Below are 20737 nucleotides of genomic sequence, written 5' to 3' on the forward strand. Positions count from 1 at the left end.
AGTTTGAGATTAACGGGTGCCGTAAAATTGCCCGTTGTAGGCCGGATAAGGCGTTCACGCCGCATCCGGCAAAAATTTGATTAACCGCACCTAACGGACACAACACCATGAAATCTGCCACCTCTGCGCAAAGACCTTACCAGGAAGTCGGGGCAATGATCCGCGATCTGATCATTAAGACGCCGTACAATCCTGGCGAACGGCTGCCGCCGGAGCGTGAGATCGCAGAAATGCTCGACGTCACGCGTACTGTGGTACGTGAAGCATTGATCATGCTGGAGATCAAAGGGCTGGTAGAAGTACGCCGTGGTGCCGGTATCTATGTTCTTGACAGTTCCACCAGTAAGAGTGCGGACAGCGCAGATGTTAACGCCTGCAACGACGCTGGTCCTTTTGAGCTGTTACAGGCGCGCCAGTTGCTGGAGAGCAACATAGCCGAGTTTGCCGCCTTGCAGGCAACACGGGAAGATATTGTGAAAATGCGCCAGGCATTGCAGCTTGAAGAACGCGAACTGGCTTCCAGTGCGCCGGGCAGCAGCGAAAGCGGTGACATGCAGTTTCACCTCGCCATTGCCGAAGCAACCCATAACAGTATGCTGGTGGAGTTGTTCCGTCAGTCCTGGCAGTGGCGGGAAAACAATCCGATGTGGATCCAGTTGCACAGCCATCTGGATGACAGCTTATACCGCAAAGAGTGGCTGGGCGATCACAAACAGATCCTCGCGGCGTTAATCAAAAAAGACGCCCGTGCGGCGAAGCTGGCAATGTGGCAGCATCTGGAAAATGTGAAACAGCGTTTGCTGGAATTTTCCAACGTCGATGATATCTATTTTGATGGTTATCTCTTTGACTCCTGGCCATTGGATAAAGTTGACGCCTGAACCCTTATTTCTGGTGCAAAGTTGAGCTGCTTTGCACCGGGTCTTGTAGCCATGTAATAACATATATTATTAATAATAAACTATGAGTAATTTAATAATTACTTATTACATATCTTTTATAAATATTATATCTCTATTTAAATCTGAGTAATCATTCGGAATAATCAAAATATATTGATTTGTTTCTATCTGATTTAGTGATTTTTATCAAATTATATCTTTTTAAATAAAAAGTAAGTGGATCTTCATTTCTGTTCAGGGTCTTATACTTCGCGGGCAAGAATTAGGCCTGTATCAGTTACGGACGTAATGAGCAAAAAGGAATGACTATGGAAAATGAGCATCAACTCAGTGGTATCCTGCCGTCAGGGCAAGATATCGATGCCGCTAAACGTCAGGAGTGCGCAAAATGATGCGCCAATTACTTCAGACCGTATTACCTGAAAAAACAGGAAGCAATACATCATTGCTGCGTGATTCCGTATGCCAGGATCTCTTTCAACTTTTTAATTCTCCTCATTCACCGCTACCAACATTACTTGTTTCTGGCATGCCTGAGTGGCAAGGGCATAATAAGTGCGACAAACGTCTCCAGAGTTGGTATTGCCGCCAGTTGCGTTCCGCTCTTTTATTTCATGAACCACGTATTGCAGCATTGCAGGTGAGTCTGAAAGAAGTATATTGCCACGATCTGGCAATCAGTCTGGAGATGATGCTGTACCACGACGATGAACCGCTAACATTGGAATTGATCTGGCAGCATGGCGGTTGGTGCAGTGCGATGTTGGGGAAAGTCAGCTAAATACAATCTCCTGCGTTTTACTCAGTCAGCCACCCGTGCGGGCATTCTACGTCTATTCGGGCGGCTGACAACCGCTTATGCAGTTTCAAACGTTCCTTTCACACACGCCTTGCCGTCTTTGACCATCAGTTTGCCGCGAGCGTATACCTGCGCAATGTGCAGCTTCGGTGTCAATACCAGCAAATCCGCGTCATTACCTGGCAGGATTTCACCTTTCCCGGTCAGGTTAAGGAAACCGGCTACGCTACTGGTGAGCGGGCGCAGGGCATCGCTGATACTGAAACCGTAGTCTTTAACCAGCACCTGCACGGTTTCCAGCAACGTCTCAAAACCCGCAACGCCGATATGGGTTAAATTCCCTTCGTCGTCGAAGAAGGGTTGGCTGCCGTTGCCGTCAGAGCTAAGGGTGACGCGTGCCAGCGGAATACCCGCCTGAACGGCGCGGGCAATACCTTCGGCAGGGGCGACCGGTTCGTCAATGCTGCTGGTAATGTCGATGGTGCCACCCTGGCGCGCGAACTCCAGCGCCTGCTCAAACAAAGGCACGTTGCGGTTAACATGCGTCGGCAGCAACTTACTGATTGGCACATCGCAGTTTTCCAGGAGGTCATAGATGGGCTGTAACGCCTTTTTGCTGTCGCCCATGTGGAACACGGTGACGCCAGGCTTACCGCCGAGCAAGCCACCAACGCGGGATTCTGCTGCCATATTGGCCAGATGGTAAACATCCGGCGCGGCAGAGCGGTGATCAGAGATGGCACATTTCACGCCAATCACGCGATCGATAATCGCCACATCCTTTTCCACAGAACCCGTAATGGTGCGGGAAGGTACATGATAAGCACCGGTCAGCATCCAGGCGCTGATGCCTTCTTCATTGAGTGCTCGGGTCTTGGCGAGTAGGGATTCCGGATGGCGAGAGATAGAGTCAGTGCCCAGCAGGCCAACTACCGACGTGACGCCCGCTTCCGTCAGGCGGCTTAATGCTACTTCCGGCGTGCGTGTTGTGGGGCCAGCTTCACCGCCGCCGCCAATCAAATGGACGTGTTGATCAATAAAACCCGGACAGAGGATCTGCCCGCTGAGATCGACAACCGTGCAATCCGGTACGATGTCAGAAGGGATATTGCTGGCAACGGCGATAATCTTGCCGTTAGCGATTAACACATCGCAAATACCCCGATCCTCCGGCGCATACAAATGCGCTCCCTGCAACAGGGTAAAACCGGCTGCGGAATAATCAATCATGGTAACTCCTTGTTAAACAATAAGCTGCATAACCCAAATCGACAGCAATGCGTTAATCACGCAGACCGTAATGATATGCGGGTAATATTTGGCATTCACTTCGGCTGTCTCCAGGCAGCGACCGACATTTTGCACCGGGTTGCCCATTAAATACATCGCGAGCAGTAAAACGGTGACATCATGATCGGTTAATGCGCCCGCGGTCGCCTGGCTGGCAGCAACGCCGACCGCGTCGTCCATACTCATCAACGTGGCTAAAAGACAGTTGCCGCTTCACCGGGCATTCCCACAACGTTTTTGTGACCGTGTGTTGCTACGTGTTTTTTGCAGAGTGGAAAAATAGGATTGAGTTGCAGAAAATTCATAAACACAGTGACAATAACGATGAGTAAGTAAAGGCAGAAAATACAAGGATGAATGCAAAATGGCAAAGTACAGTGAAAAAGATCTGGCGGATACGAGTAAGTTTTTAAGTTTTGTCCTCCGACATAAACCAGAGGCGATTGGCATCGTGCTGGATCGTGAAGGGTGGGCGAATATCGATAAGCTCATACTCTGTGCACAAAAAGCGGGCAAGCGGTTAACGCGTGCATTACTGGATTCCGTGGTCGCCACCAGTGATAAGAAGCGCTTTAGTTATTCCAGTGATGGTAGGTGTATTCGTGCTGTTCAGGGGCATTCGACTTCGCAGGTCGCTATTGCCTTCACCGAAAAAACACCGCCACAATTTCTCTACCACGGTACGGCAAGTCGTTTCCTTGAGGCGATAAAAAGTCAGGGATTAATTGCAGGGGAGCGTCACTATGTGCATCTCTCTGCTGATGAAGCGACAGCTCGCAAAGTAGGAGAAAGACACGGAGCGCCGGTTATCTTAACCGTCAAAGCACAGGAAATGGCGAAACGAGGAATACCTTTCTGGCAAGCGGAAAACGGGGTCTGGCTGACATCAACCGTTGCGGTTGAGTTTCTTGACTGGCAAGGGAAACAGCCCTTATGAAATCACCACTTGCAGCTTAAACAATTGCACTGTGCAGATCAGCGCCGCAATAAACAACGCCGCTGCGCCACAGAGAGTGGCACTGGCGAGAGCCGATGTTCCGTTGCCGAGCAAACTGGTCAGCGCCGGGCCAAGAATTTGCCCAATGCCGTAAATAAGCGTCACAAAGCCTAACAGGTTGAGGTTTCCCGGCACACTAAGCTGGCGGGCGATGGTCATCACCAGCGAGGTGGTGCCCATAAAGGTGCCGCCAAACCCAACACTACTGATGATGAGTAATAAAGGCGAGCTGCTGGCGAGGGTTAACAGTACGCAGATCGCCTGCACCAGTAAGTTCGCTGTCAGGCAAGGTAACGCTCCCCAGCGTTTTGCCGCCCACAGCCAGCTAAAGCAACCCGGGACAATCGACAAGCCAACCAGCGTCCAGAGATGGGCGGTTAACAATGGCGAGCCTGCATCTTTCGCCATCAGCGGCAGATAAGTGGCGACGATGATATAACCAAAACCTGCCAGACCATACAGAATTGCCAGCAACCACCAACTCATCATCTGTTGATCGTTTTTCGCCAACGGCGCAGGCGCGATGAGGTGTTTTTTCGACGGGATCAATAGTGCCAGAACAATCAATATAATGGCAGAAAGCGCTCCGGCACCTTGCCACAATGTTTGCGAGGAGAGGGTAAAATGCAGTCCCGCCAGCACATATTCATTGCCCAGCGCGATACCGACGCCAACGCCAGAAAACAGCGCCGCAAGCACAAAGGGATGGCGGGTATGTTGCATAATCAGCGTCGAGCCGAATATCAGCATTCCGGCGCTGGCGACGCCCGCCAGAAAGCGAATCAACAACACCAGAATAAAAGTCGGCAACCATGCCATCGCGAGGATCAATAATCCGGTTGCCAGGGCGCAAGCCAATAAAAACGGGCGCAGACGCGACGGCAGATGAAACGCGCCGAATGAAAACAGCATGCTGCCTGCCAGATACCCTGCGTAGTTGCCGCTGGCAATCCACGACAGTTCGCTAAATGAAAACGTTCCTTCCGCCAGCATGACAGGTAGCATTGGCGTATACAGAAAGCGGCCTAACCCCATCCCTAAGGTCAGAACCAGCATCCCAAAAAACGCGGTGCTGAAAGAGAAGCGTTCTACGGGATGCAATGAAGGGGACATGTTTTACCTTATTTGTATTTTTTTGTTATTAACAAGTTAATAACAAAAAAGGAAAACATGCCAGCCTGTTAATGTGATGATGTAGGGGTAAAGCGATAAAAAAGATTGGGTTCGCCAACGATATAGATATTGCCAGTGGCGTCCATCGCTATCCCTTCGGCCTGTTTGATGTTATGTGACAAACCCCGGCTACCTTTGGTAAGCGACATCTCACCGATGACCTCGCCTGTTTGGGTGACTTCCTGGAGTGCGCGAGACTCATGAGACAGCACCAGAAGTGTATTTTTTTGTGGGTTAAATTCCGCGCCAGACACGTCGTCTAAAGTAAATTGCCGTTGTAATGATTTATCCTTGCTAATGTGCAACTCGTCACTACGTAATAGTCCGGTAACTTTATAGATCTCAATCGGGTTTTTCTCTTTAAAAAACCAAAAAGTGTGGTCCTGGCGAGAATAAGCCAGTCCTTCAAAACCACTATTGGTCGGCGTTTCCTGCAGCGGGATTTTTATTTTTTTGAGGATTTTCACCTCTGAGTTTTCATTAAGAGAAATGACATAAATGGCATAATCGCGCTCATCGCTAATGACAAACTGATTATCGCCAATGTATTCGATCGTCTCGAGATCTTTTACAAAATCCAGAGGAATAGTGCGGATCAAGTCGCCATTGGTGGTCATTTCAACAATTGCCGCGGGCTTGTTGATAGTGCTAAACAGGGTATTGCTCTGTGCCGACCAGGTCAGCGAGGAGATATTATTCGTTACACCTTCAATTTCTTTGCCGTCAATGGTGGCGTGGTAATTCTGAAATGATGTCGCATGATTGCTTTTACGGGCGCAAGATTGCACAAAGAAAAAACTCACGACTACGATGGCAAAAAGAATAGCAATACCCGTGATGCGTTTATGTAACGAAAAACTTTTTGTCATGGCATTCCCTTTAAGGCAAATCAATAAGATATCGAGAAGTATACGTAGCGATCTTAATGAATCCTTAACGCGGAGTTGAATCGTAATCTGCAATACACAGCCAGCTCCCATCCTGCTGATAATAAATTGACTCTGTTTGACCTGGGATAACCCATTGTGTTTCCTCACCAGCAGGACACCTCAACCAGATGCATAGCCCACAGCCTCCACGTAACTCACGGGGAATATCCGAGACGCGAAAAGCCATGCCCGCTGCTTGCAGCGCCTTGCGCGTTTGCACGACGCCGACCGTTGAATGAAATAAAAATAAGAATTCCGTCATGCCCGTTTTCTCTGCCGCTGACCAATCACCGCTGCGCCAATTGCGCCAGCGAATTGTGCATCAGGATGGGTATGTACTGGCATTCCCAGGTGAGTTTCCAGCATCCGGGAAAAGACCTGGCAATGGCTGACACCGCCAGTAAACAGAATCGGCGCTTCACAGGAGAGACGAGCAATGAAATTGGCGCTGCGGCGCGCCATAGCGTTAATCACTCCGGCGAGAATCGCTTCCGGCGCTACCCCGGCAGAACGCAGACTGATCACTTCTGATTCGGCAAACACCGTACACATACTGCTGATGGCGTGCGGTGGCACATTTTCGGTAATACAGTCGAGTTCCTCGATGCTGGTGCCCAGCGTACGCGAAATCACTTCCAGAAAACGTCCGGTTCCTGCCGCACATTTGTCATTCATCAGGAAGTCACACAGATTACCGTCACCATCAAGTTGAATCACTTTGCTGTCCTGGCCGCCGATGTCGATCACCGCGCGCGTTGCTGGCGCAAGAAACCGCGCTCCCAGCCCGTGGCAGGAGATTTCCGTCACCTGTTTATCGGCAAAATCCACCAGTTGCCGCCCGTAACCGGTGAGCGTCAGAAACGGCGTTGTCTCTAACCCTTCGCGCAGAGTTTCCCAGGCTTCTGTAATTGCTATTGCCGGGCGAAATGGCGTTGGAACGAGGAAACGGCGCATAATCACGCCGTCTGCCAGTAAGATCCCTTTGGTGGCGGTAGAACCGGAATCAATGCCTATCGAATACCTCACAGCCACCTCTTACAGCATCTCAATAAAGGCCGCGACGCGGGTACTGAGCTGCCCGATATCCGAAGTGGAGTAGTCCGTTTCAATGGCGATATAAGGAATGTTGTGCTGCTGGCGCACGTGACGTTTAATCGCCAACGATTCCACCGCGTAGGTATGGCACGCCTGCAAAATCACGTCTACCACGCCATCGACCTGATACTCCTCCACCATCTGGCTGAGCATTTTCAGACGTTGATCATTCGGAGAAACACAGGAGCAGCCAATCGCCAGATACTTGTCGGCCAGCGCATCATAGACATCGCCCGTTTCCGCCACACATTGCTCAGTCGCTTTTGCCCCCGTGCAGTTTTCATAACCGACCACCCAGCCGCCGTTCTCTTCAATCGCGCGCACCACTTTCTCTGCTGCGCCGCCAATTGGGCAGCCGGTAATTAAAATGCGTGGACGCGGCTCCAGCCGCTGACCTTCTTCCCATTGCTGACGAACGCGGGCGGTCATTGTATCCAGTTCATTGATCAATGCGTCTTTATCGAAACGGAAGGTTGCGCCGTAAACGACTTTCAGAATGTCGCTGCCGCTAAGCGCCGGGGGATTTAACTGCCCCAGATGATAGAAGTTCGCCAGTGCACGGCGTTCGCGATTTTTCAGTGTAATGGCATCGCGCAACGCGTCTTCTGTGATCTCTTGCCCGAAACGTTCTTCCACTACCTTTTGCAAGCGCAGCATTTCAGCTTTCCACAACGCGCGCGAAGCCTCGTCCTGCACACTGTTCGGCAGTTGCATCACATGCACGGGTTTAAACTCCGCCATGTACTCGTACATTTTCTTTTTGCCGTCGCAGGTAGTTTCACCGACCACCAGATCAGAAAAGTAAAAGTAAGGGCATTTATCAGTTTTGCCGAAGCCGTAGCTACTTTTAATCAGCGGACAGAGGTTGCGCGGCAGATCTTTCTCCGCTTCTTCAATGGTTTCATCAGAGGTGGAACAGAGCGAGACAACAACCGCCCCGGCGGACATTGGGATCTCCTGCGGCATAAACGTGCAGTAGGTGCCAACCAGCGGAATGCCGCGCTCTTTGAGATCCATGACGGTGAGAAAGCCTTTTTGGCGAGCTTCGGAGAACTGATCGAAAATGGTGGGTAGATCGGTGACAAGTGACATGATTTTCCTTCCCCGTAACACGGGAGATGATGAAAAGAGGCCACATTATTACCATGTTTTTAGTGTGGTTTATTTGATCTCTCTCGCGGTTAGCCTCTTAGCGTATTTTCATTGATCTCTAAAAATTGCCGATGGATAACAAGGTCGGGATTTGCGATAAAAGATACAGTATCAACCCGATACAACCCCCAACCAGCGTGCCATTAACGCGGATAAACTGGAGATCTTTGCCGATATTTAACTCGATTTGCCGTGACATATCGCGCGCATCCCAGCTTTTTACCGTGTCAGTAATGTGTCGCGTCAGGAATGCCGAAAACTCAGGCGCGACGCGGTGCGCGGCCTGTTCGAGATGACCATTTAACGACGCCCGCAAGGCGTCATCGGCAATTAACGTCTCCCCAAACCACTGACCTGCCCGCGCGATACGCTCCTTCACGCGAGAGTCTTCGCTGTTGATATCCGCTTTCAGCCACTGCCGTAAATCCCCCCACAATTCACTGAGATAGCGGTTAAAGGCTTCATCTTCTTTCAGATACGCTTTGATATTGTCGGCGCGCGCCGCCATTTCGGGATCGTTTTTTAGCTTATCGATCAACGCAAAGGTGGCGCGATCAAACGCATGGCGGATCTGATGAGCGCGATCGCGGCTGATATCATCAAGCAAAGAATTCACGGCATCAGAAACCAACTCTGCGCTATGTTCACCCAGCCATTCGGTAGGCAAAATTTTGGCTTTTAGCGGGTGTTCACTCTCCAGCCAGCGGACAATCTGCTGGGCGATAAACTTGCGCGATTTATCACGCTGGAGCAGGGCAATCAACTGTGCGATCAGCGTATCGAGCAGCACCTGATGACGATCGTTTTTGGTCATGCTCTCCAGCATCAATGCACTGGTGCCGGAAAGATCCACTTTATCAATCGCCCGATGCACCGCGCGCTTAAGCAGACGCTGAATACGTGCATCATCGGTCAGTTCGAGAAAACCACTCATGATCTGCAACAGATGCTGACCGACACGGCGGGCGTTTTCCGGCTGGCTGAACCAGTTGCCAATCAATAATGCCGGTTCATGACGACGAATCAGCGCGACCAGCGATTGGGTATCAAGAAATTTTTCCTGCACGAACTGGCCGAGATTTTCGCCAATCCGGTCTTTATTTCGCGGAATAATCGCCGTATGGCGAGAAATAATCGGAATCGGCACGCGGCGAAACAACGCCACCACCGCAAACCAGTCTGCCAGCGCGCCGACCATTGCCGCCTCTGCGATAGCCTTAACACCACTCACCCAAAAATTGGCGGGTAGAAAAAGCGTAACAACAAAGGTCGCAGCGGCGACGAGCAGCAAAGAGAGCGCCAGCATTTTGGCGCGTCGGAGTTCAATGATTTTATTCATATCGTAAGGATAGAGCCTGGCGGTAGATTCACGCAAAAATCGAGATGCCTTCCAGAAAAATGTATCGCTTGCAGGAGAACCAAAATAGCCTGGAAAGCGCCTCGGGGAATGGGAAATTACCGGGTGAGAGTCGGTTTATTAATCGCTAAAGTCAGGCCATCTCTTTTATAGGTGATGGCTCGCCATGACAAACTTCACGACCAGCACGCCGCATGACGCATTATTTAAATCCTTTCTCACCCACCCTGACACCGCGCGGGATTTTATGGAGATCCACTTACCCAAAGATTTACGTGAACTGTGCGATCTCGACACCTTAAAACTGGAATCAGCCCGCTTTGTCGATGAAAAATTGCGGGCGCTACACTCCGATATTCTGTGGTCGGTAAAGACCCGCGAAGGTGATGGCTATATCTATGTGGTGATTGAACATCAGAGCCGCGAGGATATTCATATGGCCTTTCGTCTGATGCGATATTCCATGGCGGTGATGCAGCGCCATATAGAGCATGATAAACGCCAACCGCTACCGCTGGTCATCCCTATGCTGTTTTATCACGGTAGCCGTAGTCCTTATCCCTGGTCTTTGTGCTGGCTGGATGAATTTGCCGACCCGGCTACCGCACGGAAACTTTATACCGCCGCGTTCCCGCTGGTGGATGTCACCGTGGTGCCGGACGACGAGATTGTGCAGCATCGCAGAGTCGCCCTGTTGGAGTTGATCCAAAAGCATATTCGCCAGCGCGATCTGATGGGGCTTATCGATCAACTGGTAGTATTACTGGTTACAGAGTGTGCTAATGACAGCCAGATAACTGCGCTGTTAAATTACATTTTACTAACTGGTGATGAAGCGCGTTTTAAGAAGTTTATCAGCGAACTTACCCGTCGAATGCCACAACAAAGGGAGCGAATAATGACGATTGCAGAGCGAATTCATCATGATGGATGGCTGTTGGGGAGGGAGAAAGGGAAAGAAGAAGGGGAACAGCGCCTCCTCCGATTGTTGTTGCAGAATGGGGCAGATCCTGAATGGATACAAAAAATCACCGGACTTTCGGCAGATCAAATGCAGGCATTAGAGCAGCCCTTGCCTGAAAGCAAGCGCGATCCATGGATCGAGTACTAATCAGAGACTGATGGCATACGAAAAACTGCCTGATGCGCTACGCTTATCAGACCTACATTTTATCTGCAATATATTGAATTTACGATATTTGTAGGCTGTTTTAACCTGTCTGTATGTTAAATAAAAGTAATAGTTGTATCTGCATTGTGAGCTGCCAGAAGGCGGATGATGAAGCCTCTGAAAGATGAGGAGGCAGCAGATGTAATTTCACGAAAACAAAGCCAAAGCGCCGTTTATCGGCCTTGTGCAACTCTGGCAGGCGGTGAGAAGCTGGTGGCTGAAAAAGCAGACCCGGCGCGTGTTACAGCAGATGAGTGATGAGCGGTTGAAGGATATTGGGTTGCGCAGGGAGGATGTGGAGTGAAGGACAGTTCGTCGCGGATAAACAGGATTTCTCTATAACCTCCACAAGGAAGTGGTTATTATTGCGCCATTATTGCTTCACGGAAGGACGCCAGGATGAAAGCCACAGAGGCTCGCCTACTCGATTTTTTAAAACGTTCGCAGCAGTTTGTTATTCCCATTTATCAACGCACCTATTCATGGACCGGGCAACAATGTCGGCAACTTTGGGACGACATCATTCGTGCCGGAAAGCGTGACGATATATCAGCGCATTTTATCGGTTCTGTTGTTTATATAGAGCAGGGGTTGTATCAGGTTTCTGGTATTTCTCCGTTGCTGGTCATTGATGGTCAGCAGCGGCTGACGACCGCAATGTTGCTGATTGAGGCTTTATCGCGCCATCTTGGCGAAGACGAAGTTTTTGAGGGCTTTTCGGCAATGAAATTGCGTAATTATTATTTACTCAATCCTTATGAGTCCGGCGAGAAAGGATTTAAATTACTGCTGACTGAGACTGATAAAGACAGTTTGCTGGCGTTAATAAAACAAAGACCAATGCCAGAAAACTATTCCCATCGAATAATGGAAAACTTTACTTTCTTTGATGAGCAAATTGCCAAACTCGGTGATGACTTGAGCCCCTTATGTCGTGGGTTAGCAAAGTTATTAATTGTCGATGTGGCGCTTAATCGTGGTCAGGATAATCCGCAACTGATTTTTGAAAGTATGAATTCCACCGGTAAGGCATTAAGTCAGGCCGATCTGGTGCGCAATTTTATTCTGATGGGCCTCGAACCAGAGCATCAAACCCGGTTGTATGAAGATCACTGGCGACCAATGGAAGTCGCTTTTGGTCAGCATGGTTACAGCGAATATTTTGACAGTTTTATGCGTCATTATCTGACGGTAAAAACGGGGGAGATCCCTCGGACAGATGAAGTCTATGAGGCATTTAAACTGCATGCCCGCAGCCAGAGTGTTGCTGAAAAAGGCGTGGATCGGCTGGTTGAAGATATTCACATCTATGCGGAGTATTACTGTGCGATGGCATTGGGTAAAGAAAGTGACAAATCGCTTGCCACGGCTTTTCATGACTTGCGTGAGTTAAAAGTCGATGTGGCGTATCCTTTTTTACTGGTGCTTTATCATGACTATAAAAATAGCGTTTTGTCTCACGAAGATTTCCTGCGCATAATTCGTTTAATTGAATCTTATGTTTTCCGCCGTGCAGTATGTGCGATTCCGACAAATTCTCTGAATAAGACGTTTGCGACTTTTTATAAGGTCATTAATAAAGAAAAATATCTGGAAAGCGTTCAGGCGCATTTATTAGAACTACCTTCATATCGTCGTTTTCCCAACGATGAGGAGTTTAAACGGGAATTAAAAATTCGCGATCTCTATAACTTCCGCAGCCGCAGCTACTGGTTACGACGACTGGAAAACGATAAACGCAGAGAGCGCGTGGAAGAGTTTACGATTGAACACATTATGCCACAGAACGAGAACCTGTCGGCTAAATGGCGCGAAGAGCTGGGAAGTGACTGGCAGCGTGTGCATAAAGAACTTTTACATACGTTGGGGAATCTCACTTTAACGCGCTATAACTCCCGCTACAGTGACAGATCTTTTGCGGAAAAACGCGATATTGAAGAGGGCTTTAAACATAGCCCGCTCTATTTGAATATCGGTCTTGGACAGTGCGAAAAATGGGATGAAGCTGCCATTCATGCCCGAGCCGATCGTCTGGCGGAGCTTGCGGTCCAGGTCTGGGGGACGCCGTATCTTCCGGAAGAGGTATTGGCGGTCTGGCGTGCGCAACCGGCCCGCTTGCCCCGGTACAATTTGAATGATTATCCGTTCTTACAAAAAGGTGAGCATAGCCGAATCTTGTTTGATTATTTTTGCGATGCAGTGATGCATATAGATGCCGGGATTACGCAGGAAGTATTGAAACGGTATATCGCCTTTAAAGCTGAAACGAACTTTGTCGATGTGGTGCCACAGAAAAAACAACTGCATTTGACACTGAATATGCCATTTCCCGAACTGATTGATCCTCAACGGATGGCAAGAGATGTAACCGGTATGGCACGTAGTGGCAATGGCGATGTGGAAATTGGTTTCAGCGACCTAACACAACTTCCTTACATTATGGGATTAATTCGTCAGGCATTTGAAAAGCAGATGGAGAGCGCGTTGGTGTAACGCGGCGAATAATACCCGGTAGCACTGGCGCTACCGGGTCAATGTATCAGGCGACTTTCTGTTTACCCGCAATCACCCCAATAAACTCCTGCACCTGCTTTTGTTTACGTACCGACAGCTTGCACACCTGGCGCAGCGACTGCATCAGTTCGCTCTCTTCGGCGGCGGGAGGTTGGGCGGTGAGGACAATACAGCCTTCCATCACTTTGACATCTACCGCCGTGCCGGTCGCAAAACCGGCGGCTTCCAGCCACTGACCTTTCAGCGTGAGAGCGGGAATATGCGCGTGATCCGGGTAGCGGCTCGCATAACCGACGGTGACATGACGGTTATTTGCCGGAGAGACTTCTGGTTCGAATGATTCTGAAATAGAATGCGTGTCAGTCATGATTACTATTCTCGTGAAATAGGGATTGTGATGAGCGGTGCGGGTGTGTTGGCGCACACCCGCACCGCGCTAAATACCTGGATATATCATCAGTAAATACAGGGAAAGTCCAGCTAAAAATAGAATAAAATGGGCGGTTTCTGGAATAATTTAAATATATTTGTGTGAGTTATAATTGGCGTGAAATAATAAAAAGCGCACCGGAAAGGTGCGCCAGAAAATAATGATCAGGATTTTTTACGCGAGGCTTTTTTACCCCCGCTGGCTGCGCGTTCAGCTTTGATTTTTTCCAGCAACGCGGCGGCGCTGTTTTCACCGCTGATTAAATCCGGGTTTTCGGCTCGCCACTGGGCGGTAAGCTCACCACGGAACGCTTTTGCCAGGATGGATTGCGTCAGGTTGTTGACGCGGGCTAAGGCGTTGTTGACCTGTTTTTCTATGGCATCGGCGTAGGCGAAGAGTTGCTCGACGCGGCGAACGATTTCGCGTTGTTCATACACAGGGGGGACCCTTAAAGGATACTTTGCAAGAGCTTTTCCTGTAAGGTGTTTAATTGTTGTTCCAGTAAAAAGTTGAGATAACGTTAGATTATTGGAATCGTTTTTTAAATTCAATACTAACCATTCGGGAATTATTTTTTCACGAACTCTGGCACGGTGTAGTGCTTTCTGAAAAACAATTGGAGTTTTATCACTTTCAGTCCAGATAGCGCAACGACCAGGTTCACCACCTTCACATATTAAGATATCTCCATATTTGAGAATGAGTTCACTACGTTCACTTTCTGAAATTAAAATCTCCTGTAGATTTTCCAAATTGAAACTAAACCAACGGACATTAACGTTCCCTAGATATTTTATTGGACTTCCAATATTTTTAACTTTATCCAGCATTTTACCAAGCCTGCTATCAACAAGTTCGGAGTATGTTAGTACAGACCATGTTGATGGCACTTCGGGCCATTGCCATTGTTTGCATAATGGGTGGGGTCTACTTTCTTTAAGTCCCATCAATGTTCCGTTCATCGCAGCCCCCAGCACTGCCTGACGAAAACGTTTCAGGATTTGTGGAATTTTCTCAAGACGTGCTTTGGTGCTGTCTACTTGCGCCAGCAGCGTATCGAGTTTTTCAGCGATGATTTTTTGTTCGGCGAGAGGCGCTAAACTAACAGGTAGTTTTCTCATATTCGCTTGTGTAAGTTTAAGCCTGGTCCCGCCGTTTACATAATCATGATAGTCGAATTGGTTAAGATAATGGCATAAATACTTGTTATGGCTTAGTCCAGAGATAGCTCTTATTACATGAGCATGATTATTCACCCACGTTTTACCATACAGCATATAAGCCTTATTTTTGTGCCCATCAAAAAAAGGAACACCATCTTCACCTAATGCAACAAGTTCTTCATCAAAAATATAATCATCAATTTTACCGACTTCACCGGTAGCACCAAAATAGGGATAAAGTTCATTTTCTTTTTTTCCTGCAATGCGTGATTGTCTCTCAGAATTATTAACCGGGACACGCATTGAGTCTAAAATATCAACGATATTTTCTAATTGAGTTTCAACCCACCCCTCCGGCAATTTCTCTGCACTCATTCCTTTACCTCACCAAACGCTTCTTCCAGTAACTGACGCTGCGCGTCCGCCTCATCGCTCGCTCCCAGTTCACGCATCAGCGCATCCAGTTCACCCAGTGCCTGCACCAGTTCGCCCATCGCTTCTGCCGCTAATACATCCGGCTCCGGCAGGCTGTCGGCATCAATGCTGTCTTTATCTTTCAGCCAGGAGATATCCAGTGAATCGGATTTCGCGGTGCGGATCCACTCGCGGCTGAACTTGCGCCAGCGGCTGGTGGCCAGATGCTGATCGGTATTTTTGTTCTCTTCGCTGTCGGCAACTTCCGTCTCTTCGGCGTTAAAACTCCATTCCCCTTCAGTACGCGGGCTTAAGCCGTGCGGGTCTTCGCCATACACGCGCTCAAACGGCTGCAGATGCTCGTCGGTAAACGGCGTGCGCTTGCCGAAGCTCGGCATATTGGTACGCAGGTCGTACACCCACACATCATCGGTGCAGTTCTTATCCTGATTCGGGTTCGCCACTGTACCTTTGGTAAAGAACAGCACGTTGGTTTTCACGCCCTGAGCGTAAAAAATACCGGTCGGCAGACGCAGAATGGTGTGCAGATGGCACTTGTCCATCAGGTCACGACGAATGTCGGTGCCTTTGCCGCCTTCAAACAGCACGTTATCCGGCACCACCACCGCCGCACGACCGCCGGGGTGCAGCGTTTCGATAATATGCTGCATAAAGCACAACTGTTTGTTACTGGTCGGGTGAACAAAGGTGCGGGTAATGTTGGTGCCTGCGGCGCTGCCAAACGGCGGGTTAGTGGCGACAATATGCGCCTTCGGCAGGTTTTCACCGTCGCTACCCAGAGTGTTGCCCAGACGGATTGCGCCGCCGTGGTCGAGGTTGCCTTCAATATCGTGCAGCAGGCAGTTCATCAGTGCCAGACGACGGGTGCCGGGCACCAGTTCGAGGCCGATAAACGCGCGGTGGATCTGGAAATCCTGCGTGTCGCCATCAAGGTCGTCCAGATCATTGGTTTGCGACTTAACGTAGCGGTCGGCTTCAATCAAAAAGCCCGCCGTACCTGCTGCCGGGTCCTGTACCACTTCACGCGGCTGCGGTTTCAGCAGATGGATAATGGTTTTAATCAGCGGACGCGGGGTGAAGTACTGGCCTGCGCCAGACTTGGTTTCATTCGCGTTCTTCTGCAACAGCCCTTCGTACATATCGCCGAAGTCATCGCGCGACTTACCGTGCGCACCGTTGTACCAGTCCAGCGAATCCATATTGCTGACCAGCTCGGTCAACTGTTTCGGCTGGGTAATGGTTGTGTTGACGTTCTGGAATACCGCCTGCACCAGCTTTTGATTGTCGGCGCCCAGATGTACCAGCAGGTTACGGTAGAACTGCAACTGCTCCTGGCCGATGCGCGATTTCAGGTCATCCCAGCGGTAGCCTTCCGGCAGGTAATCGGCTTCCTGTCCGGTCTCTTTACACATTTTCAAAAACAGCAGCGAGGCGAGTTCATTGACGTAGTTTTGATAGGAAACGCCGCCATCGCGCAGGTTGTCGCACAGCTTCCACAGCTTCGCGACCAGATCGTTATTGTTCATTGTGAGTTCCGTAAATTAAGCAGCGGCCCGCATGTTCGGGGCCGCAGAAAAAGAAATTGCCGGGGGTAATATACACAAAATCATTCAGGTTGCATCAAGGTGGCAAGCGAGTGAATCCCCGGGAGCGTACAGAAGTACGTGACCGGGGTGAACGAGCGCAGCCAACGGAGAGGCAGCCTGAAGGATGAAGTGTATACGTGTCAGGCGAGTTCATCCCAAATATAATCGCTGAATTTATCGAGCAGGCTGTCGAGATTATCGTCAAAGGTTCTTTGCAGCATCGCCTTCCCGCCGCGACGGTGGAAGTTGCCGGTTTTGAACACATCGTCGTCGAGCACCACTTTCTCTTTCAGCGCCTGCGCTAAACGATCGAGCCAGCTTAATTGCTCGCTGCTCCAGTCGTTTTCGCCCTTAATGCGCGTCAGCGCGTGATCGACACGTTCCTCAAACGGTTTCAGCGCATCGCCCACCGCCGCGCGGCGAATATGTCCAATCAGCCGGGCGGCGATATCTTCATTGCGCGTCTCTTTCCACGCTTTGCGCAGGGAAGATTCCTCAAAGTGCTGGCGGTCAAACCACTCCTGTAGCTCGACCAGTCCTTTACGGGTGAGATCGCGCGGGCGATTGATCACCGCCTGCAGTGCCGGTTGCGCGTTCGGGGAACGTTGCACCAGCGAGTCAAAGGCTTCGAGGAAATCCTGCGGCGTGTCGTAATCACCGTACAGCGATTTTACGCTCACCACTTCATCGTCAATATCGAGGAAGATCGGCGCATCATTCAGGTTGTTGATGTCGGTTTTCAGCTTTTCCAGACGGGCGATAAAGCCAGGCAGTTTGTTAAAGATTTCGGCGCTCCAGTGCGGCCCTTTTTCCCGCAGGCGCGAGGCGAAGCCGTTAAAGTTCACGCCCGCCGCGTCCTGGCATAGCTCATCCAGACGACGCACCTGTTTGTCTATCGTTTCGCTGCGGTCACGGTTAAACGTGGCCAGGCCGATGATGCGCTGGAGCTTCGCCACCAGTTGTTCATGGCTGTGCTCGGCAAAGCTACGGCCGTCCGCTTCGGTGATTTTATAGGTTCCTGAATCGGTAATTTCGTTGACCAGGGTTTGCAGTTCCACCTTCGGACGCACCACCACCGGACGCATGGTGTCGACGCTCTCCAGCGTGCTGTAGATATCGACGCAGTCGAAAATCTTAAAGCTGGTTTTATTCACGTCCGGGCATAAGCGCGTGGCGCGGCCTTTCATCTGCTCGTACAGAATACGGCTGCGTACTTTACGCAGGAACACGATGTTACATATCGACGGAATATCGACGCCGGTGGTCAGCAGGTCGACGGTTACCACGATATTAGGCAGCCGCTCTTTATTGAAACGGGTGATCATGGTCTGCACTTTGCGCGCGTCTTTATCGGCATCACCGGTGATCTTGATGATCGCGTCGTGCTCCAGTTGCGGATACTTTTTCTTAAACGCGGTACGCAGCTCTTCCACCACCATATCGGCATGGGCATTGGTGACGCAGAAGACCAGCGTTTTTTGTGACCCGGTCGGGTCAAGGTAGTTGGTGAGTTCGTTACAGACGGCGCGGTTAAACGCCGGGATCACCAGACCACGGTTAAAGTCGGCGACCTCAAAATCCTGATCGTCTTCCAGGGTGTCGTTGATCACTTCCCCCTGCGGGCTGATGCGTTCAACCTGTTCGCCTTTGGAGAGATAAACTCCCTCCTGTGCGTTGCGGGTGGTGATCTGAATCGGCGGATCCTGGTCGATCAGAAAACCGTCGATAACCGCGGTACGGTAGGTGTAACGGTAAACCGGCTCGCCGAAAATCTGCACCGTATGCAGCGCCGGGGTGGCGGTGAGGGCGATTTTTACCGCATCGAAGTGATCGAGAACGCGACGATAGGCAGAAACGTAATCCAGTTGGCTGCGGAACTGCAGTTCGCCTTCGGTCTGCTCTTTATCGAGAATGTAGCCGCGATGCGCTTCGTCAACGACGATACAGTCGTAACGGGCCACCGGCATTGGTTCATCTGATTGCAGGGTGCGTTTCACCAGCGACTGTACGGTGGCAACGTGAATTTTGGTACTGTCTTCCGGGAATTTATCCGTCAGCCCTTTAATGTCGAAAATGCTGTTGAAGGTGTCGCCGTTAATACGCGTATCTTCAAACGCGCCCAGCGCCTGCTCGCCAAGAGAACGGCGGTCAACGAGGAAGAGAATGCGTTTAAAACGCTGGGACTGGATCAGGCGGAACATCATGGCAATCGCCGTACGGGTTTTACCTGTACCGGTCGCCATTGCCAGCAGGATCTCTTGTTGACCGTTGACGATTGCCTTTTCAACCGCGCGGACAGCATCTTCCTGATAATAACGCAGGCCCAGCTCGCTCATGCCAGGGTTATTGGCAAACCACTGATTCTGTTTTTGCGGTTCACTGCCGAGCATTTCCAGCAGCTCTTCCGGGCGATGCCACTCAGGTAAGGCTTTCGACATATTGCGGGTATCACGCACGTCGCGATACCAGATGCCGCTTTTAGTCTTCATCGCTGCGCGGTATTCGCGCCCGTTGGTCGAGTAGCAGAAGGGGATTTTAAACCGTTGTTGGCCGCAGGTGTCCTGCCAACTGGTTTCATACTCCGGCACCGCTTCATGCACTTCATCCGGTGAGTAATGCTCAAGCAAGGTTTCCCGTAGGAAGCCATTATCGAAGCATTTACTGTAGCGATACGACTCATTGAGCTTTGCGGGAACGTCGATATTTTTACGTTTCGCCTCTACCACCGCGATGGGTTTGAGGCCGACAAACAGCACATAATCCGCAAAGCCCTGTTTACCCGTTTCATCTTTCCCGGTCGGCCATTCAGCAATGGCTTTATTGACGCCGGGTTCAGGGCGTGCGCCTTTGGAGAAGCGCAGGGTTTTACTGTCGGCCTGCCAGCCTGCTTTACGCAGTTGGGCATCAATAAGAAAACGGCTCTCTTCTTCGCTAAGGTTGAGCGTGCGCTTGATAGCCTGATCGGTAATTTCTTTGTGGTAAGCCTTACGTTCCTGTTCAGTCTGTTTGGCCAGCTCCGCGTTCTTCTCGGCGAGCTGCGCTTCCAGTGCAGCAAGGCGAGCCCGGGTTTGCGCTTCGGTTTCCTGCTGTTTACCTTCCAGAATGGCGATATAGCCGTTCAGGGCAACCAGCTTCTGCTGTTGCGCTTCGACTTCTGCCTGAGTCTGCGCTTTTTCTCGCGCCTGCTGTTCAAGCTGTTGTTTTAGCGTCAGCACTTCCTGGTGATAGAGGTTTTCACCACGTTCCGGCAACACAAACACCGGCACCGGGAAGTCATAATCTTTGGTGACCAGACGGTAGTACCAGACAGCCAGGCGGAACCCGAGTCGCAGACACATCTGGGCATCGTCGAGATCGTTATGATATTCGTGCACCGCCTGGTTACCAATGCGGCGTAACTTGTGGAATACAGAGAGGATGTTGTCATCAACGAAGGCGATTTTGCCGAGTTCTCGCAGGAGGTCGTGTTGATTCTCACAAGGGGGGATGTTGAGTAACAGACCAAGATGTTTCGCTGTGGCTTCGCCAAACATACGCATTTTTATCAGCGTCGTGTTGGGATCATCCGGGTAGTTATTTTCCGCCGCACAGGCGATGGCATAAGTGAAGTCGTTGACGCCTTTCAGGAATTCAAAATTGGATTTATTCATCATTGTTATTAATCCATTGCTGTGTGGGCCTGTCCAAATATTTAAGGCCCATAACATCTCATCTTAGCTTTCTGTACCTTTCCGGGCAATGACC

At 50.3% G+C, this 20737-nt stretch carries 17 protein-coding genes and 2 pseudogenes; 7 read left to right on the forward strand and 12 right to left on the reverse strand.

Translation table 11 applies throughout. The annotated features are described in order from the left end of the window. The first annotated feature begins 107 nt into the window (after window positions 1-107). The gene (gene uxuR, locus A1WG_RS09545; protein WP_000833695.1) at window positions 108-881 is read left to right on the forward strand and encodes a Uxu operon transcriptional regulator; all 774 of its coding nucleotides are present in this window, start codon (window positions 108-110) and stop codon (window positions 879-881) included. Between the two features lie 409 nt (window positions 882-1290). After that, on the forward strand, window positions 1291-1683 hold the full coding sequence (iraD, locus tag A1WG_RS09540; RefSeq protein WP_001517680.1) for an anti-adapter protein IraD: 393 nt from the start codon (window positions 1291-1293) through the stop codon (window positions 1681-1683). 75 nt (window positions 1684-1758) lie between these two features. Here iraD and iadA read toward each other — a convergent pair whose 3' ends face one another. Then, on the reverse strand, window positions 1759-2931 hold the full coding sequence (gene iadA, locus A1WG_RS09535) for a beta-aspartyl-peptidase (RefSeq protein WP_001517681.1): 1173 nt from the start codon (window positions 2929-2931) through the stop codon (window positions 1759-1761). Window positions 2932-2943: 12 nt separating this feature from the next. Beyond that, window positions 2944-3218: pseudogene (locus A1WG_RS24230) on the reverse strand (hypothetical protein); the annotation flags it as partial. A gap of 137 nt (window positions 3219-3355) precedes the next feature. Between A1WG_RS24230 and kptA the strand changes: the two are divergent. Further along, complete coding sequence (gene kptA / locus A1WG_RS09530; RefSeq protein WP_001151954.1) at window positions 3356-3928, forward strand: RNA 2'-phosphotransferase; 573 nt, start codon at window positions 3356-3358, stop codon at window positions 3926-3928. Here kptA and A1WG_RS09525 read toward each other — a convergent pair. The 6 genes from A1WG_RS09525 to A1WG_RS09500 form a co-directional block, all read right to left on the reverse strand. Next, window positions 3923-5101 (reverse strand): MFS transporter, encoded by a 1179-nt coding sequence (locus tag A1WG_RS09525; RefSeq protein WP_001517683.1) that lies wholly within the window; start codon window positions 5099-5101, stop codon window positions 3923-3925. The genes kptA and A1WG_RS09525 overlap by 6 nt on opposite strands. Before the next feature lie 68 nt (window positions 5102-5169). Beyond that, window positions 5170-6030, reverse strand: a complete 861-nt coding sequence (locus A1WG_RS09520; protein WP_001517684.1) for an SdiA-regulated domain-containing protein — start codon at window positions 6028-6030, stop codon at window positions 5170-5172. Window positions 6031-6094: 64 nt separating this feature from the next. Continuing rightward, window positions 6095-6352 carry a putative Se/S carrier protein gene (locus tag A1WG_RS09515; RefSeq protein ID WP_001517685.1) on the reverse strand — a complete coding sequence of 86 codons (258 nt, stop codon included), beginning with the start codon at window positions 6350-6352 and terminating at the stop codon, window positions 6095-6097. Then, window positions 6349-7116, reverse strand: coding sequence for a putative 2-hydroxyacyl-CoA dehydratase activator YjiL (gene yjiL, locus A1WG_RS09510; RefSeq protein ID WP_001517686.1), 768 nt, complete (start codon window positions 7114-7116; stop codon window positions 6349-6351). The genes A1WG_RS09515 and yjiL overlap by 4 nt, the downstream gene beginning before the upstream one ends. Window positions 7117-7125: 9 nt before the next feature. Continuing rightward, a complete protein-coding gene (locus A1WG_RS09505; protein ID WP_001517687.1) occupies window positions 7126-8277 on the reverse strand; it encodes a double-cubane-cluster-containing anaerobic reductase in 1152 nt (383 codons plus the stop codon). Between the two features lie 118 nt (window positions 8278-8395). Then, window positions 8396-9676, reverse strand: a complete 1281-nt coding sequence (locus A1WG_RS09500; protein ID WP_010378299.1) for a DUF445 domain-containing protein — start codon at window positions 9674-9676, stop codon at window positions 8396-8398. A gap of 184 nt (window positions 9677-9860) precedes the next feature. On the opposite strand from A1WG_RS09500, the gene A1WG_RS09495 reads away from it, so the two are divergent. From A1WG_RS09495 to A1WG_RS24240, 4 genes and pseudogenes are all read left to right on the forward strand, one after another. Next, window positions 9861-10805, forward strand: coding sequence for an Rpn family recombination-promoting nuclease/putative transposase (locus A1WG_RS09495; protein WP_001517688.1), 945 nt, complete (start codon window positions 9861-9863; stop codon window positions 10803-10805). 235 nt (window positions 10806-11040) lie between these two features. Then, the gene (locus tag A1WG_RS0121955; RefSeq protein WP_228995449.1) at window positions 11041-11169 is read left to right on the forward strand and encodes a DUF1127 domain-containing protein; all 129 of its coding nucleotides are present in this window, start codon (window positions 11041-11043) and stop codon (window positions 11167-11169) included. 95 nt (window positions 11170-11264) lie between these two features. After that, window positions 11265-11918: pseudogene (locus A1WG_RS24235) on the forward strand (DUF262 domain-containing protein); the annotation flags it as partial. A 276-nt stretch (window positions 11919-12194) separates the two neighbouring features. Further along, window positions 12195-13358 (forward strand): GmrSD restriction endonuclease domain-containing protein, encoded by a 1164-nt coding sequence (locus A1WG_RS24240; protein WP_077633377.1) that lies wholly within the window; start codon window positions 12195-12197, stop codon window positions 13356-13358. Window positions 13359-13404: 46 nt separating this feature from the next. Here the strand turns inward: A1WG_RS24240 and symE are convergent, their stop codons facing one another. The 4 genes from symE to hsdR all read right to left on the reverse strand — a co-directional run bounded on the left by symE (window position 13405) and on the right by hsdR (window position 20646). Continuing rightward, window positions 13405-13746 carry an endoribonuclease SymE gene (gene symE, locus A1WG_RS09485; RefSeq protein WP_001517691.1) on the reverse strand — a complete coding sequence of 114 codons (342 nt, stop codon included), beginning with the start codon at window positions 13744-13746 and terminating at the stop codon, window positions 13405-13407. A 227-nt stretch (window positions 13747-13973) separates the two neighbouring features. Then, complete coding sequence (locus A1WG_RS09480) at window positions 13974-15347, reverse strand: restriction endonuclease subunit S (RefSeq protein WP_001517692.1); 1374 nt, start codon at window positions 15345-15347, stop codon at window positions 13974-13976. Next, on the reverse strand, window positions 15344-16933 hold the full coding sequence (hsdM, locus tag A1WG_RS09475; RefSeq protein WP_001517693.1) for a type I restriction-modification system methyltransferase: 1590 nt from the start codon (window positions 16931-16933) through the stop codon (window positions 15344-15346). The genes A1WG_RS09480 and hsdM overlap by 4 nt, the downstream gene beginning before the upstream one ends. Window positions 16934-17133: 200 nt before the next feature. After that, a complete protein-coding gene (gene hsdR / locus A1WG_RS09470) occupies window positions 17134-20646 on the reverse strand; it encodes a type I restriction-modification system endonuclease (protein ID WP_001517694.1) in 3513 nt (1170 codons plus the stop codon). Window positions 20647-20737 lie beyond the last annotated feature (91 nt).

It is taken from the genome of Escherichia sp. KTE96, assembly GCF_000408525.1.
Taxonomy (GTDB): Bacteria; Pseudomonadota; Gammaproteobacteria; order Enterobacterales; family Enterobacteriaceae; genus Escherichia; species Escherichia marmotae.